Raw genomic sequence first — 15,989 nt, 5'->3', positions numbered from 1 at the left:
CTCAACCCAAGGAGTTCTATCCCATGCCCAAAACTAAAGAAGAAATCGTTAGCAGCGAATCAAATACCATGAAGATTCGCCTTGAAAGTTTTCCTGAGATCTTTATCCTTTCCAACGCCAACATGAAATATTTAAGCCCGGACCTAATTACAATGCGGGCCACCATGCCTGACAATAGTTACGACATGTGGCTTAGGTTTCACAACTCTATCAAAGAGGGCGATATCCATTTCTCGGAAGTAGACAAGTTTTGGTTCCGGGAAGCATATGATGGGGGACACAAGGTTTATTCACTCGTCCACAGCGACGATTTCCGGATTACCATCAAGTCAATTGATAAAGTAAAGCATAGTTGCGACATTTACTTCCAAGGTCACTTACAAAGCGGATCCAGCGCTCCAAAATTGTGGGCGACCGGAAAAATCAACATTCAAGGCGAATAACGTCTGCTCAATTCACTACCCTTGCCGATAACACGGCAAGGGTAGTGCCAACCCTCATCAAAACTCCAACGTACTCGACAACGTCACCTGCCGCGAATCCCCCATCGACACGAAGAACCGGCTCGCCGCCGAGGTGTAGTAGGTGCGGTCAAACAGGTTCTTCACGTTGAGCTGAAACTTGACCCGCTGCCCATCGAGCTGGGTGTCGTACGTGGCGAACGCATCGGCGACGGTATAGCTCGGCAGGTCGAAATCATTCACGGCATTACCCGCTCGCTCCCCGACATAACGCGCGCCTGCGCCCACCCGCAGCTGATCGCCACCGATGAGGCTGCCAAAGTCGTACACCGCCGACAGCGAGCCGCTGTTCCTGGCCACGTTCTGCAGCTGCTTGCCTTTGTAGACCGGGTCTTCGGTCACTTCGGCATCGGTGTAGGCATAGCTGCCGATCATGCTCCAACGGTCGCTGAGCTGGCCGCTCAAATCCACTTCCAGGCCGCGGGAACGCACTTCGCCCGCCGCGCTGTAGAGGGTCACCGGGCCTTCGGAATTGGCCACCAGGACGTTGCGTTTGTTGATGTCGAACAGCGCGATGTTGCCCGTTACACGGCCCGGCATTTCCAGCCTGGCCCCGACTTCCCAGGACTTGGCTTCTTCCGGCGCAATGCTGCCATCGAGCACTGTGCTGCTGCCGCTCAACGGCGCGATGGTCGAGTTGGGCTTGAACGATTCGGTGTAGCTGCCATAGAACGACAGCTCATCGGTGTAGCGGTAGACCAGACCGGCGCGCGGCACCCATTTCTGCCCGTTGCTGTCGGTGTTGGCCTTGAATGGCACGCCTTTGCCGGCGTACTGGTCGTACTCCTGGAAGCGTGCGCCCGCCACCAGGATCCATTGGTCGGTGAGGTGGATCGAGTCCTGCATGAACACCGAATCGCTGCGCAGTTTGTCGGTCTGGGCACTGTCGGCCGGGCTGACCGTGGTGCCTGGCACTTCACGGCCGTACACCGGGTCGAGGTAGCTGAAGGTGGTCAGGCTTTTCTGGCGGATCAGGTCGGCGCGGTAGATCTTGCGGTATTCGTCATCGATCCCGAACACCAGGTCGTGTTGCATGCCCGCGACATTGACCTTGCCTTCGAGGCTGGCGGTGGTGAAACGGTCGGTGCTGATTGCATTCTGCGTGCCGTCCATGCTGCGTGTCAGCGTGCCCTTGTTGGTGTCGATGGCGGTCACGCGCACCTGGCTGGCGTCATAGGTTTCGCGGTTCCAGCTGTAGCCGAAATGGGCTGTCCAGTTGTCGTTGAGTTCGTGATCGGCCTGGAAGTGATACAGGTCAGAGCGCCCTTCCATGTTGTTGAAGGGTTCGTCGAGCCGGCGATCCCGGGGGATGTCCAGCGGATGGTTGTCCCGGGGATCGATCACCGTGCCACGGTCGAACGGGGTCAGGAACTCCCGGTGTTCATAGGCGAACAACAGCTTGGTGCTTTCCCCGAACCAGGCCAGCGACGGCGCCACCAGGGTCTCGCGGTGCACGCCGTAGTTGCGCCAGTAATCTTCGTCTTCGTGGTCCAGCACCATGCGGTAGGCGAAGCCGGAATCGCCCAGGGCGCCCGTGCTGTCAAAGGTGCCACCACTGCCGTTCTTGCCTTCACCATAGGTCGAGCCCCGCAAGGTCAGGGCGTTGTACGGATCAAGCTGCGGCTGCTTGCTGACCATGTTGACCACCCCGCCGGGATCCTGGATGCCGTAGAGCAACGAGGCCGGGCCCTTGAGCACTTCAACCCGGTCCACCGTGGCGTTCATGCCCCGCCCCTGCACCAGCGGCATGCCGTCGCGCATGATCGAGCCGTTGCGGTTATCGCCGAAACCGCGGGTCATCACCGAATCCTGGGTGCTGCCCAGCGTGTTGCCCTGGGTGATGCCGCTGACGTTCGCCAGCGCGTCATCGAGGTTGCGCGGCGCCTGGTCGCGAATGACCTGGGCCGGGACGATGTTGACCGTCTGGGGAGTTTCCTGAAGCGGCGTCGAGGTGCGCATCACCGAACTGGTGGGTGGCGGCTGGTAGCTGGTGGACTGATCCATCACCGAGGTAATGGTGGTGGCACCCAGGTTCAGCGCGCCCTCGGTCGGTAGCGGCTCCAGGGCCATGGTGTGGCCATCGATGCGGCGGAAGGTCAGGCCAGAACCGCTGAGCAAACGCTGCAGGGCCTGTTCGGCACTCAACTGGCCGTTGAGCGCCGGGGCATTGAGGGCGTAAGGCGCTTCATCGGTGTAGACCACGCTGATGCCGGTGACCTGGCTGAAGTCGCTCAAGGCCTGGGGCAGTGGTTTGGCGGCCATCGAAAAGCTGAACAGCGAACTTTGCCGGGCGTTGGCCTGCGCGGCCATCACCCCATTCAACGGCAGCAGCGCCAACGCCGCGAAGCTCAACGCAGACACACCCAACCACTGTTTGACCGAACCCGATATTGCCCTGGACTTCATGACTCATGACCTGTGTAGAACCGCAACGGATGCGAATGACTCGCAGTTTCAATCACTACACGGATGGCATTCGGGTTTACCTCAGCAGAAAGTTGAAATATTTTTTTTTGGACGTTGAGGTGTTTGATCTGACGCCTTCGCTGGCAAGCCAGCTCCTACAGGGGACCGCGTTCAACCTGTAGAAGCTGGCTAGCCAGCGAAAGGGCCAGTGGCCTCACCGCAAAATGATCAGACGCCCCAGAACCTGATGCTGCTCAAACCCCAACACCCCCTGCAAGGAACTCAAAACCGCCTGCGGATTCTTGCTCGGAAAACTGCCACTAACCGTTCGCTTGGCCAGCTCATCATTGAGCAACACGATCCGCCCGGGGTAATACCGCTGCAAATCCTCAACCACATCGGCCAGCGTCGCCTTGTAGTAATTGAGCCAACCTTGGCGCCACGCCAACTGAGCCTCGCTGTCCACCGCGTGGAGCTTCTGCGCCGAACCTTCGCCATAGACCACCTGCTGGCCAGCCGTCAGGATCTGCTGCTCCGCGTTCCTGTCCGCCGTCACGCCAACCCGACCCGACAACACTGTCACCTGCGCCCTCTTGGGTTGCAGGCGCACCTCGAACTCTGTGCCAAGCACCCGCGCCTGCCCCTTCTCGGCGTCGACCACAAAGGGCTCTCCGGTGTGGACCACGCTGAAAAATCCGGCGCCGCGCCGCACCTGCACATGCCGCTCGCCACCGCTGAAATCCACGGCAATCGCACTGTCGGCATCGAGAGTGACTTGCGAATGGTCGGCCAGGGTGACGGTGCGGATTTGCCCCGGTGCCGAGACATAATCGGCGCCCAGGTCATCGATCCAGCGCAACGGCTGCCAACCGCTGCCAAGGCTGATCATCAGCAGCAGGCAAGCCGCCATGGCCAGCGCACCCGACCAACGCCGGACGCTGCTGCGGCGTGAGCGATTCATCGCGTTGAGGTAACCCTGCAAGGCCAGCGCATCCTCATCGGCAAGCGTGCGCGCCGGCACTTCACTCAACTCCCACAGCACTTGGGCACGGGCATACGCCTCGGCATGGGCCGGGTCGGCCTGCAACCACTGGCTGAAGGTGACCTGATCACCACTGCTGGGCTGGTCATGCAACAGACTCAGCCAGGCCAGCGCTTGCTGTTCCTGAGCGGGCGTCGGCATGACGCGTTCGATGCTATTCACGGTGCTTTCCCTGGCGTGCGCGGGTCGGGCTCCCGCAGGCTGGCCTTGCAGGCCTCGAGCGCGCGCATCATATGTTTTTCCACGGCACTTTGGGACAGGCCCATGGCCTTGGCGATCTCGGCGTACTTGCGGCCATGGATGCGGTTGAGCAGGAAGATCTGCCGCGTGCGCTCGGGCAACGCGCGTAATGCCGCTTCGACATGGCGCAGATCGTTGCCCGCCTCCAGCGCCGCTTGCGGTTCGCCGCCCACGCTGTCCGACGGTTGCGCCATCAAGCCTTCGTTGGCCCGCACCCGCGTGCCTTCACTGCGCAAATGGTCGATGGCGATGTTGCCGGCGCAGCGCAACAGGTAGGTACTGAGCTCTTCAACCTGCACCAGGGGGCGGCGCCAGAAACGGACGAACAGGTCCTGCACCAGGTCCGCCGCCGTTGCCCGGCAACCGACGCGACGATTCACCAGCGCTTCCATTTGCGAACGCTGGGAGAGAAACACCTGGAGAAAATGCGCACGGGCGCAGCGTGGTTCGGCGTGCTCGATCTCAGGGGATTCGGGGGGCGTCATCGATTCAGTACTGCGCCATGGCGGCCATCGGGCTGGCCAACAGGCTCAGTCCGGCCAGCGCCAACGCCAGGCGCGGGCGATACGGCAGCAGCAACACCAGCAGCAAGGCACTGAGCATCAGCACCGCGAACCACTCCACCAGCCCCAACGCCCAGCCTGGGACCGACACCGCGATCCAGAGCGACAGCACAAGCAACAGCCCGCCAGCCAGCTTCAATCCCAGGCATAAGCGCTGCGACGGTTTGCGCCCCAGCAAGTCGGCATGGTGCCGATCCATGGACAAACACAGTGCCGTGAAACCGGCGTAGCAGAGCAACGAGACCAGCAACATTCAGTTCGCCTCTTGCTCAAGATGGGTCGATCGGGCGCGTTGCTGTCCACGGGCTTTTGCCAGCTCTGCGCGCTGCATTTTCCAGGCGGCCCATCCGAGGAGCAGGCCGCTGGCCAGGCACGCCAGATCGAAACCGGCCATGGCCCAATCACCCTCAACAAGCGAGACGCCCAGGTGCCAGGGCGTGGTCAAGGCGTTGAGCAACGGCACCGCGGCAAACAGCGCCGCCGCCAGCGTCAACTGCTCCACCCACGCGGCGCGACCCCGGCGGACCAGGGCATGCAGCAGGCTCAAGCCCCACACGATAAAGAAGCTGTCGACCTCCCAATCCGCTCGCCCGACCATGCCGACCGGCAGCAGCCGGTTGGCCCAGAAGTATATGGCGACGGCGACCAGCAACCCCGACATGCTGGCGATGTTAAGGACCTCCACCAGCTGCAATTCAAATGGCAGCACGCCGCTTTTGGCATGCTTGAGCTGACGCTTGCCGAGCCAGATCACCAGCCCGGTGCCGATCATTGCCGTGCCCGCCAGTCCGCAGATGAAATACAGCCAGCGCAACATCGGGCCGGCGAAATGCCCCATGTGCAAGCCATAGAATCCGCCGGCTATCGCCATGGGCAGGGTTCGTGGTGGTGTCGAGTCGAGCAGTTCACCGGTCACGCCATTGAAGGTCACGGCGCTGCCATAGTCGTAGACCACCCGGTCCGCGCTTTCCCGGGCCAGGATCACCGCGGCATTCGCATCGCCAGGATTGCTCACCGTCACGCGTGCGGCCCGACCGCCCGACCACTGCCCTCGAGCCTGCTCCAGCAAGGGCGCCAACGCCACCAACGGCGCAGGTTTGCCAGCCGATGGCGGCGTATTGGCCGCCGGAAAAACTTCGCTGTAAAACGCCTGGGCATCGCCCTTATAGGCGGCAACGATGCTCGCCGGCATCACCATCGCCATGAAAATCACCAGGCTGCTATAGGTGATCATCAGGTGGAACGGCAACACCAGCACACCCACCGCGTTATGCCCGTCGAGCCAGGAACGCTGGCCCTTGCGCGGACGGAAGGTGAAGAAGTCCTTGAAGATTTTCTTGTGGGTGATGATGCCGCTGATCAGCGCGACAAACATCACCATGGCCGCAAGGGTCGACAACCAGCGGCCCCACGGATAAGGCATTTGCAGTTGAAAGTGGAAGCGGTAGAAGAACTCGCCACCCCGAGTCTCGCGGCCCTGCACTTGGTTGCCGGTTTGCGGGTCGAGGAGTTTCTCCGTGAGCTGGCCGCGCTCGCCGGGCTTGGCCGGCGTCTGCTGCCAGCGCACCGACAGGCGGGGATCGCGGGCACTGGGTAAATCGATGATCCAGCGCGCAGCGCCCGGGGCGTGCTGCCCAAGATAGGCCTGGGCCAGCGCCAGGCTGGCCTCGGTGGACACTGGACGGGCGGGGATTTCCGGCTGCATCCAGTGGTTGGTCTCGTCCTTGAAATAAGCGAGGGTGCCGGTCAGGAAAATCGCAAACAGCAGCCAGCCGAAAATCAGGCCGGCCCAGGTGTGCAGCCAGGCCATGGCCTGGCGAAAGCCCTCTTTCATGACCGCTCCATCCAGTACCCCATCCCCGCTGCCGCTGCCAAAACCAGGCCCGTCACGATCAATCCGAACCAGGCCCGCCACGCTGAGCGACAGGCAAAACACCAGATCACCGCCAGCAGATAAACCACGAACGAGCTCATCATCCCGGTCACTACCGCTTCGGTGCGGGCCATGGGGGCCCAAAGCGTCAGGCACACGCTGGCCAACGTGGTCACCAGATAGCCGCCGAACACGGCAGCCAGCACCCGCGAAGTGACCGCCAGGCGATAGGAAACAGGGAGTGTCTTGGCTTTCATGTCGCGACCTTGAAACCGGGTGAGGCCCCATGAACGTCACGGGGCCAGCAAGACGCAATATTAATGATAAATATTCTCATACGCAAAACTGTCGGATGAGATCAGGTTCCAGCAGGTACAAAAAACAAAACGGGCCTGCAATGCAGGCCCGTTTTCGGTGGGAAGGTAAAAAGTGAATCAGGCGTCAGGCGTTTTGCGCAGCCTGTTCGTTTTCAAGAAACTCTTCTTCCAGGAGCACATCAGCGCGAGCCCTCGGCTCGAACGGCACTACCGCGGCGCGTGGTTTGCCTCGCAATTTGCCGAACAGGTGTTCCAGCGCATGCTCGAGTTTCTCGGCGGCTCCGTCGATCGCCAGTTCCAGGCTGGCGGCTTTATGGGTGACAGAAATCGGTTGGTGGCCTTTTGGCCGCGCTTCCAGCTGGCAGCGCATATCGTGGGGACCAGGCTTGTCGCCGTTCTCGTCCCGCAGGTGGACCTCGACGCGTGTCAGGTCCTCTTCGTAGCGTTCGAGCGTGCTCTCAATGGTAGTACGTACCCACTCCTCCAGTCGTTTACTGCCTTGAATATGGTTATCGCTATTGACTTGGATTTGCATAGTTCATCCCTTATTTCAGCTAGCTCGCGAGAGGCCGGTCAGCTAAGCCCTTGGGCGTCATCACCGTGACCTCTTGGTTACACAATCGGTCTGTACGATGAACATTTCAACCCCTAGAAAAAGATAAATATCTATTCGCAAAAAAAGCCGGACAACCGGTAAATGCGCTGTTAAGGTCGGGAGTTGGGTCGACCCGCTCCTTCGTCACGAATTCTCACATCTGCCCCTCCGACAGCGGGTGCAGGCCGCGAAAAATCCCCGCTTCCTCCACCAGCCAGTCGTGCACCGCCCGCACCCCCGGATGGCTCAGCGCCCCTGGCGCGTAGAGCACCATGTAGCGCTTGTGATTGGGCACCGCCAGGCCGAACGGAACGATCAATGCGCCCCGCTCCAGCTCGTCATTGAGCAGCGTGCGTCGGGCGATGGCCACGCCCATTCCGGCGATGGCCGCTTCGATGGTCAGGTGATTGCGATTGAAGGTGTGGCCGCGCCGCACATCCGCGCCTTCAAAGCCGATGGCATCCAGATAAAACTCCCATTCCGCATATTCGTAACTGCCGCGCCAGGCAGTGATGTCATGCAGCAACGGAAAATGCAGCAGGTCCGCCGGGCCATGCAACGGCGGACGCCCGCGCAACAGGCTCGGGGCGCAGACCGGGAAAATCTGCTCGTCGAGCAAGGCTGTGGATAACAGGCCCGGATAGCTGCCGTCGTTGAGGTCGATGGCCAGGTCGAAATCGCCTTCGTGCAACGGCACGCTGCTGTCTTCGGCCACCAGGCGCAACTGAATGTCCGGAAAGCGCTGCTGCAAGCGCGGCAGGCGCGGCGTCAGCCATTTGCTCAGGAAGGAAGGGATCGAACGCACCCGCAGCGTGCCGCTGATCATGCCCGCGTCCAGCCGGCGCAATTCCGCATCGATGCTGCCGTAGGCCTCGTTGACGGTTATGGCCAATCGCTGGCCTTCGGCGCTCAGTTCCACGCCCCGGGCACGCCGGTGAAACAGGCGAAAACCCAGGCGCTCCTCCAGTTGCCTGATCTGCTGACTGACCGCCCCCGGCGTTATGTGCAGTTCTTCGGCGCAACGGGTGAACGACAAGTGCCGTGCGGCACAGGAAAACACCTGCAGCCAGACATAAGTCTGGGCGTGTAATTGACGGCTCATCGTTTAGTCCTGCTAAAGGCTCTCTTAGGAAGTTTCGTTGGTCACGTAGGACCTAGGGAGGCAGTATCGCTGAAATTGCGCTTGTCCTACAAAAATGGCAGCGATTCATCTCCCATTGCAGGAATAGGCTTTAGCATGGCTATCAGTGTTTTCGATCTCTTCAAAGTCGGCATCGGCCCGTCCAGTTCCCATACCGTCGGTCCGATGCGCGCCGCGGCGACCTTCGCCCAAGCGCTGGTCGACCAGGCGCTGCTGAACGATGTGCGGCGAGTGGAGATTCGCCTCTACGGCTCCTTGTCGGCCACCGGCGTCGGTCACGCCACCGACCGTGCCTGCGTAATGGGCCTGATGGGCGAATGGCCAGACCGTATCGATCCCACCACCATCGACAGCCGCATCCATACCCTGCGGGAAACCGGCGAGTTGTCCCTGGCCGGCCAGGCGAGCATCGCGTTCGACTGGTCCCGCGATCTGCTGCTGCTCGACGAGAGCCTGCCCTACCATCCCAACGCCATGTCCCTGACCGCGTTTGGCGAGACTGGCGAACTGTTCGAGCAAACGTACTACTCGATCGGCGGCGGTTTCATCATCGAGGCGGCGGAAGCCGAATCCGGTGTGGCGCCTGCCAACGATGTGGTGTTGCCGTACGATTTCTCCAGCGCTGCCGAACTGCTAAAGCTTTGCAACCAGCACGGTCTGCGGGTTGGTGAGCTGATGATGGCCAACGAACGGGCCTGGCGCAGTGACGAAGAAATACGTCAGGGCTTGCTGCACATCTGGTCGGTGATGCGCGAATGTGTCGAGCAGGGGCTGGAGCACGAAGGCATCCTCCCTGGCGGCCTGAATGTGCCGCGACGCGCGGCGAAGTTGCACCGCAGCCTGTTGGAAATCGGCAAGCCGAACGTCATCACTTCGACCCTGTCGGCCATGGAATGGGTGAACCTGTTCGCCCTCGCCGTCAACGAAGAAAACGCCGCCGGCGGGCGCATGGTGACCGCGCCGACCAACGGCGCAGCGGGGATCATTCCGGCGGTGCTGCACTACTACATGAAGTTCAACCCTGATGCGTCGGACGATGACGTCGTGGCGTTCTTCCTGGGCGCGGCCGCCGTCGGCATTCTCTGCAAGAAAAACGCCTCGATCTCCGGCGCCGAAGTCGGCTGCCAGGGCGAGGTCGGCTCAGCCTGCGCCATGGCCGCCGCCGGTCTCGCAGAAGTGCTCGGCGCCACGCCAGAGCAATTGGAAAACGCCGCCGAGATCGGCCTGGAACACAACCTCGGCCTGACCTGCGACCCGGTCGGCGGGTTGGTGCAAGTGCCGTGCATCGAGCGCAACGCGATTGCTGCGGTCAAGGCCATCAACGCCACGCAGATGGCCCTGCGCGGCGACGGCAAACACTTCATTTCCCTGGATCGGGTGATCCGCACCATGCGCGACACCGGTGCCGACATGCACGACAAGTATAAAGAGACATCCCGTGGCGGCCTGGCGGTGAACTGGGTGGAATGCTGACCGGTTTGGTGGCATGCGGGCAGTCAGTGCCCTGAAAAGGGTAGGCAAAAACAAGGCGGACCACAGTGTCCGCCGTGTTTTTGCCCCCGTTTGTTGTCCGACAATCTTTCCGGCATGCCCCTTGCTACATCCCGCTTGGAACAATGATGGCGATTTGACGAGAAATGGCCGATGGTCCGGGTTTGCGAACCAACCCGATCATGGCCGGTCAACAACTGCACGTTCAATCAAGCGGTGACGCATCATGGACAACCCTTTTCAGCTCATTACCGATGCTTTTGCAGCGGATTATCAGATCAACCTGAGCATTCAGGGTCTGGACGGCAGCATCATGCTGACCCTCTCCAACAGTGGCCGCGTAGTAGCCAAACGCATGATCAGTGCCGAGCAACGCAACGATCCCCAACGCCTCAAACGACTGGTACAAAGCATTCAGTTCGGCATTGCGATCGAACAGGGCCACAGCGCGGTGGCCATCCTCGAAGCCATGACCGATGACGGCACGCGCAGCCTGCCGCCACCCTCTGTAAAAAACCGTCCGCGCCCGTCCATCAGGCTCTAAAGTTCGCCCTTCTCCACTTCCGGATGTTCACCCGAACCCGCACCCGTCTTACGGTGCGGATGCTCGATCTTCACCGACGGAAATTGCGAGGAGGCATAGCGCACCACCAGGATCGCAAACGCCAGCAGCAGAATCCCGCCGCACAGGTAAATGATCCCCAGGTCCGGTGGACTGTGATGGGACACGTTGGAAATCAGCAGTCGCGTAAGCGCTGTGATCGCCACGTAGATCAGGAAACGCACCGGCATGTGGTTGGTCTTGAAGTAAATCCCGACCATCGCACCCAGTTCCAGGTAGATGAACAGGAGCAGGATGTCATCGATCTTGATATCCCCCTTCTCGAGCATTCCGAGAAATTCCATCACCGCGGCCCACGCGGTCACCGCACCAATGGCGAACAGCGCCAGGTAGTGGAAGGTTTCGACGAACAGGTTGCCCAGCGACTCGGCCAGTTCATGCACGTTCTGCCGCAGCTTTTCGGCCCAGTTGATTTTCACGATGATGCTTCCTTAGGTCGACTCGACCGGATAATGCAAGTTGGACGTGACGGTTGTTCTGCATGCAGAAACAAGGCCACGACCATGATGGCGAGTCGCTGTTAACTGCGCTCCGTGGCGTTTGGTCGCAGCTACCCATACCTGAGGCCTGACAAATCCCGAAACCGGCCTACATTGAAAAGCCACTACCCAAACCCAAAGGATTCGCTTATCCTTAGCTGTATATAGATACAGTAGTCGAATCAGACTGACAAATGTGAAGGCATGTGAGGTGGTGAATGGCCGTCGAAGTGGTATACCGCAGCAGCCGAGATCTGGAGCGCTTGTTCATGGATAAAGCCGAAGCTGACCGTCATGACAAAATGCTCGAGCTGGCCGAATTGCTGGCTGAAGTGTTGCAAAAAGCCGTACCGTCCCTGACCGAACAGCAAGTGGAAGAAGCCGGGATCTACATGGCGAAGAACCGCGATGTGTTCGCCAAGGCATTCAAGAGCCAGCCGGACGCCTTGTCCGAACTGCTCACGGCGCCAGCGGAAGCTGCGCCGCAGGTTGAAGTGCCTGAAGTACCTGAAGTGGTTGAAGCTGCCGAACAAACGGCACCGGCCAAGCCTGCCAAGGCTGCAAAAGCAGCGAAGTCAACGTCGTAAAAATCAAAAGATCGCAGCCTTTGTAGGAGCTGCCGCAGGCTGCGATCTTTTTGGTCTTCTTATCGATACAACACTTTCTCCGCCAGCTCATCCGCCACTCGAGCCGGCGAACGTTTTTCCGCCTGGGCATGAGCGAAGACTTCAGTGAGTCGCGAGCTTATTTTCGATAAATGCGCGGTGATGGTTCCCAACTCTTCGCCACGATGCTTGAGCGAAACATAGATCAATCCACCGGCGTTGATTACGTAATCCGGCGCATACAGGATGCCTCGCCGTTCCAGCTGATCGGCGACGTCCAGATGGGTCAGTTGGTTGTTCGCCGAACCGGCCACCGCCGAGCAGCGTAGTTGCGTCACGCTGTGGCTGTTAAGCACCCCACCCAGGCCGCACGGCGCCAGAATGTCGCAAGGCGTGCTAAGCAATGCATCGTTGGCTATCGGGTGCGCACCGAGCTGCTCCATCGCCAGTTGGACCTTGCCGTGGTCGATGTCGCTGACCAGCAGCTCGGCACCGGCGGCGTGCAACTGTTCGGCCAGGGCAAAACCGACGTTGCCCAGGCCCTGGATGGCGACGCGCAGGCCTTCGAGATTATCGCTGCCCAGCCGGGCCATCGCCGTCGCGCGAATGCCGGTAAACACGCCCATCGCCGCGTGAGGGGCGGGGTCGCCGGCAGACGTGGTGCTGGTGACGTGTTGGGTCTGTTGGGCGATGCAATCCATGTCCGCCACCGAGGTGCCACTGTCAATGGCGGTGATGTAGCGCCCGTCGAGCTGATTGATACAACGTCCGAAGGCCTCAAAGAGCGCAGCGCGATTGGCCACATGGACGGGGCGAATAATCACCGCCACGCCGCCGCCCTGGGCCAGCCCGGCCAGCGCCGCCTTATAGCTCATGCCTTGGGCAAGGCGCACCGCATCCTCGACCGCGGACTCGTCGCTGGGATAGGCAAGGTATCGACAGCCACCCAGGGCAGGCCCGAGACGGCTGTTATGAATGGCAATGACCGCCTTCAACCCGGTGGCCGGGTCGACGCTCAGATGCAGCGATTCAAGGCGAGTGCTTTGCATGAGAGCGAACATCGTAGGGCTCCCGAATCACTTCTTGTAGACGCCAGTATAGGCTTGCGCCCAAAAATTGCAGAAGCGCACCGGAATAAGCGAGGGCGCCAGACAAGCTTTAGGAAATAACCGCAATTGCGCCTGTGCGGTACTGGACGAAAGGCATAGACCGGTCTAAAACGAGGCATAGCCCGGAGATTGTGATGACGCCGCGCCAATCGTTTTTCGCCTGCTTGCAACGATCACCGCCTGCGCTGTTCGAGGCGGCGCTGTGGATTGCCGTCGAACATGACAACCAGGTGAAACCCGAGTCGGTATTGGCGCACTTCAAGGAGCTGCAACAGCGAATCAGTGGCGGCTTGCCAATGCTACCGGTGAGCGAGTTGGCGCAACCCCTGCTCAGGCGCATGGTCGAGCTGGGGTTCGCCCAGGATGACTTCGCGCCCTTGCGACCGCAAGTGGCATTACTCGACAAGGTCCTGGAGCGTCGCCGCGGGCAACCGCTGGCCCTGGGGCTGATCGCCCTGGAACTGGCCCGAGGCCTGGAGATTCCCCTGGTCGGCGTCAACTTCCCCGGGCATTTCCTGCTGCGGGTGCCAGGCGCCGATCATCTGCTCGACCCCTGCGGCGGCCGGCGCCTGTACCCCAACGATTGCCGGGAACTGCTGCACCGCCAGTACGGCCCGAACCTGAAACTCAACGCTGAGCACCTGCTCACCGCCGACCCCGCGCAAATGCTCCAGCGCCTGTCACGTAATTTGCGCCAGCTGCACCTTTCCCACGACGATTACATTGGCGCGCTGGTCGACGCCGAACGCGTGCTGGAACTGGGCAACGCCAGCGCCTCCGACTACCTGGCCCGGGCCAGCCTCTACCAACGGCTGGACTGCCCGAATGCCGAGCGCTTCGACCTGGAACATGCGCTGTTGCTCAGCGACGACCCGATCCAGCGGATTCGCCTGACTGAGCGGCTGGGGCACCTGCCGCCCAATTCCATCGTTCATTGAACATGCGGGTGTACCCGGCGCTGCGGTGTACCTGTCATACCGCGTCATCGTTCTTCGCCGGCAAGCCGGGCTCCTACAGGTACATGCGAGGCTTTATGGGGTGTCTGGCTGGTTAGCCGGATGCGCCTTGATGAACGCCGGATGCGCTGCCGCCAACCCCGCCACTCGACGAATCCGTGGATACGCCTCAAGGGCGATGTTGAAGCGCTCAGCCGCGTACAGCTGCGGGATCAGGTAGACATCCGCCAGACCTGGCTCAGGCCCGAAGCAGTAACCCTCCTCCCCAATCAATTGTTCCACGGTCGCGAGGCCTTGAGTGATCCAGTGCCCGATCCACTCCACCACCTGCGGTTCATCGTGACCCAACTGGCGCAGCCGGTTGAGCACGCTGACGTTGTGCAGCGGATGCACATCGCAGCCAATCACCGCCGCCACACCACGCTCACGGGCGCGGGCAGCGAGGTCCGTGGACAGCAGCGGCAGCTGTGGATAACGTTCCTCCAGGTACTCGATGATCGCCGGTGACTGGATCAGCAGGTCGCCTTCATCGGTGCGCAAGGCCGGCACTCGGCCTTGGGGATTGACGGCCAGGTACGGTGGCTGCCGATGCTCACCACCTGGCGGCGCGATCAGGTTGACCGGAAGGGCCTGGTAATCCAGGCCCTTCAACGCCAACGCAATCCGCACCCGATAGGACGAAGTCGAGCGGTAGTAGGTAAAGAGCTCCATGACCCGATCCTCTTAACGCGCCGACACGACTGTGCCACGACATTCGCCGAAACCGATGGAGGCAAAACCTTCGCGGCTGCAACGGCCACGCAAGATGATTTCGTCGCCGTCTTCAAGGAATTTGCGCACCTCGCCCGAGGCCAGTTCGATCGGTTTTTTACCGCCCTCGGTGATCTCCAGCAGGCTGCCGAACTGACCGTTTTCCGGCCCGGACAAGGTGCCCGAACCGAACAGGTCACCGGCCTGCAACTGGCAGCCGTTGACGCTGTGGTGCGCGACCATTTGCGCCACGGTCCAGTACATGTGTTTCGAGTTGCTCAGGGTCAGGCGATGGGCAGGCAGGTTCTGTTCGCGCATGGCTTCGGTCAGCAACAGCACTTCCAGCTCGATGTCAAAAGCGCCGGCGGCTTGGTCGCGCTGGTCGAACAAGTACGGCAGCGGCTGCGGATCGCCTTCCGGGCGTGCAGGCTGGGCGCGGCGGAACGGCTCCAGCGCTTCGGCGGTGACGACCCAGGGTGAAATGCTGGTGATGAAGCTCTTCGACAGGAACGGCCCCAGCGGCTGGTATTCCCACGCCTGGATGTCGCGTGCCGACCAGTCGTTGAGCAGGCAGAAACCGGCGATGTGATCGGCGGCATCACCAATGGCGATGGAATCGCCCATGTCATTGCCCTGGCCGATCCAGATGCCCAGCTCCAGTTCATAGTCCAGGCGCGCGCACGGGCCGAAGGTCGGCTCGGTCTGGCCGGCCGGCAGCGTCTGGCCTTTCGGACGGCGAACGTCGGTGCCCGACGGGCGAATGGTCGAGGCGCGGCCGTGGTAGCCGATGGGCACGTACTTGTAGTTCGGCAGCAATGGGTTGTCCGGGCGGAACAGTTTGCCGACGTTCTGCGCGTGCTCGATGCCGACGTAGAAGTCGGTGTAGTCGTTGATTTTCGCCGGCAGGTGCATGTCGCAATCCGCGGCCAGAGGCAGCAGTTTTGCGCCCTGGGCTTCGATCTTGCCGTGCAGGGTGCTGCCGTCCTTGAGCAGTTCGATCAAGCGTTCACGCAAGGCCACGCGAGCCTCGCGGCCCAGCTCGAAGAACGCATTCAACTGGCCGCCACGGGTGGCTTCGACCGCAACTTTTGCAGCGCCTTCGAACAGGCCGGCCTCGAGTGCCGCTTGCAGATCGAAGATATGGTCGCCGATGGCCACGCCACTGCGCGGCGCCGAACCTTTCACGCTGAACACGCCCAGCGGCAGGTTCTGCAGCGGGAAATTCGCATGATCGTTGGCCGAAGCAACCCAGCTGCGAGTGATGGAAGTTTGCGTCATG

Annotated in this window: 16 protein-coding genes and 1 pseudogene; 5 read left to right on the top strand and 12 right to left on the bottom strand. The window is 61.1% G+C overall.

Features of this window, described 5'->3' with window-relative positions; all coding sequences use genetic code 11:
- Positions 1-23 precede the first annotated feature (23 nt).
- The gene (locus tag ACM6I6_RS07770) at positions 24-443 is read left to right on the top strand and encodes a hypothetical protein (protein ID WP_323605600.1); all 420 of its coding nucleotides are present in this window, start codon (positions 24-26) and stop codon (positions 441-443) included.
- Positions 444-500: 57 nt separating this feature from the next.
- On the opposite strand, the gene ACM6I6_RS07765 is transcribed toward ACM6I6_RS07770, so the two are convergent.
- The 8 genes from ACM6I6_RS07765 to ACM6I6_RS07730 all read right to left on the bottom strand — a co-directional run bounded on the left by ACM6I6_RS07765 (position 501) and on the right by ACM6I6_RS07730 (position 8,659).
- Positions 501-2,927 carry a TonB-dependent receptor gene (locus ACM6I6_RS07765; protein WP_323605599.1) on the bottom strand — a complete coding sequence of 809 codons (2,427 nt, stop codon included), beginning with the start codon at positions 2,925-2,927 and terminating at the stop codon, positions 501-503.
- A 214-nt stretch (positions 2,928-3,141) separates the two neighbouring features.
- Entirely contained in the window at positions 3,142-4,131 is a 990-nt protein-coding gene (locus ACM6I6_RS07760) for a FecR family protein (protein ID WP_406592232.1), read from the bottom strand.
- A complete protein-coding gene (locus ACM6I6_RS07755; RefSeq protein ID WP_274073958.1) occupies positions 4,128-4,694 on the bottom strand; it encodes an RNA polymerase sigma factor in 567 nt (188 codons plus the stop codon). The genes ACM6I6_RS07760 and ACM6I6_RS07755 overlap by 4 nt, the downstream gene beginning before the upstream one ends.
- Positions 4,695-4,698: 4 nt before the next feature.
- Positions 4,699-5,025 (bottom strand): DUF3325 domain-containing protein, encoded by a 327-nt coding sequence (locus ACM6I6_RS07750; RefSeq protein ID WP_323605597.1) that lies wholly within the window; start codon positions 5,023-5,025, stop codon positions 4,699-4,701.
- Complete coding sequence (locus ACM6I6_RS07745) at positions 5,026-6,606, bottom strand: PepSY-associated TM helix domain-containing protein (RefSeq protein ID WP_406592231.1); 1,581 nt, start codon at positions 6,604-6,606, stop codon at positions 5,026-5,028.
- Positions 6,603-6,902, bottom strand: a complete 300-nt coding sequence (locus ACM6I6_RS07740; protein ID WP_274073961.1) for a DUF3649 domain-containing protein — start codon at positions 6,900-6,902, stop codon at positions 6,603-6,605. Before ACM6I6_RS07740 ends, ACM6I6_RS07745 begins: the two co-directional genes overlap by 4 nt.
- A 184-nt stretch (positions 6,903-7,086) precedes the next feature.
- Positions 7,087-7,497: an HPF/RaiA family ribosome-associated protein gene (locus tag ACM6I6_RS07735; protein ID WP_274073962.1), complete on the bottom strand. Its 411-nt coding sequence runs from the start codon at positions 7,495-7,497 to the stop codon at positions 7,087-7,089.
- A 214-nt stretch (positions 7,498-7,711) separates the two neighbouring features.
- Positions 7,712-8,659 (bottom strand): LysR substrate-binding domain-containing protein, encoded by a 948-nt coding sequence (locus ACM6I6_RS07730; protein ID WP_274073963.1) that lies wholly within the window; start codon positions 8,657-8,659, stop codon positions 7,712-7,714.
- A gap of 135 nt (positions 8,660-8,794) precedes the next feature.
- Here ACM6I6_RS07730 and ACM6I6_RS07725 point away from each other — a divergent pair, with 135 nt between their 5' ends.
- Positions 8,795-10,171, top strand: coding sequence for an L-serine ammonia-lyase (locus tag ACM6I6_RS07725; protein ID WP_274073964.1), 1,377 nt, complete (start codon positions 8,795-8,797; stop codon positions 10,169-10,171).
- A 244-nt stretch (positions 10,172-10,415) separates the two neighbouring features.
- Positions 10,416-10,733, top strand: a complete 318-nt coding sequence (locus tag ACM6I6_RS07720; RefSeq protein WP_274073965.1) for a DUF3509 domain-containing protein — start codon at positions 10,416-10,418, stop codon at positions 10,731-10,733.
- Here ACM6I6_RS07720 and ACM6I6_RS07715 read toward each other — a convergent pair.
- Positions 10,730-11,230: a phosphate-starvation-inducible protein PsiE gene (locus ACM6I6_RS07715; RefSeq protein WP_274073966.1), complete on the bottom strand. Its 501-nt coding sequence runs from the start codon at positions 11,228-11,230 to the stop codon at positions 10,730-10,732. The two genes, ACM6I6_RS07720 and ACM6I6_RS07715, sit on opposite strands and share 4 nt — an antisense overlap.
- Positions 11,231-11,508: 278 nt before the next feature.
- Here ACM6I6_RS07715 and ACM6I6_RS07710 point away from each other — a divergent pair.
- A pseudogene (locus tag ACM6I6_RS07710) lies at positions 11,509-11,748 on the top strand (YebG family protein); the annotation flags it as partial.
- A gap of 188 nt (positions 11,749-11,936) precedes the next feature.
- On the opposite strand, the gene ACM6I6_RS07705 reads toward ACM6I6_RS07710, so the two are convergent.
- Positions 11,937-12,956, bottom strand: coding sequence for a Glu/Leu/Phe/Val dehydrogenase family protein (locus tag ACM6I6_RS07705; RefSeq protein ID WP_008054432.1), 1,020 nt, complete (start codon positions 12,954-12,956; stop codon positions 11,937-11,939).
- A 182-nt stretch (positions 12,957-13,138) separates the two neighbouring features.
- Between ACM6I6_RS07705 and ACM6I6_RS07700 the strand changes: the two genes are divergently transcribed.
- Positions 13,139-13,942, top strand: coding sequence for a SirB1 family protein (locus ACM6I6_RS07700; protein ID WP_323626004.1), 804 nt, complete (start codon positions 13,139-13,141; stop codon positions 13,940-13,942).
- 93 nt (positions 13,943-14,035) lie between these two features.
- Here the strand turns inward: ACM6I6_RS07700 and maiA are convergent, their stop codons facing one another.
- Positions 14,036-14,671 carry a maleylacetoacetate isomerase gene (maiA, locus tag ACM6I6_RS07695; protein ID WP_414919696.1) on the bottom strand — a complete coding sequence of 212 codons (636 nt, stop codon included), beginning with the start codon at positions 14,669-14,671 and terminating at the stop codon, positions 14,036-14,038.
- A 12-nt stretch (positions 14,672-14,683) separates the two neighbouring features.
- Positions 14,684-15,988, bottom strand: coding sequence for a fumarylacetoacetase (fahA, locus tag ACM6I6_RS07690; RefSeq protein WP_414919695.1), 1,305 nt, complete (start codon positions 15,986-15,988; stop codon positions 14,684-14,686).
- Position 15,989: the final 1 nt, after the last annotated feature.

The organism is Pseudomonas sp. IT-P218 (assembly GCF_949767605.1).
In the GTDB taxonomy this organism is placed as follows: Bacteria; Pseudomonadota; Gammaproteobacteria; order Pseudomonadales; family Pseudomonadaceae; genus Aquipseudomonas; species Aquipseudomonas putida_AE.
The sequence above is the reverse complement of the archived record's forward strand: the minus strand, read 5'-3'. Positions and strand labels throughout refer to the sequence as shown.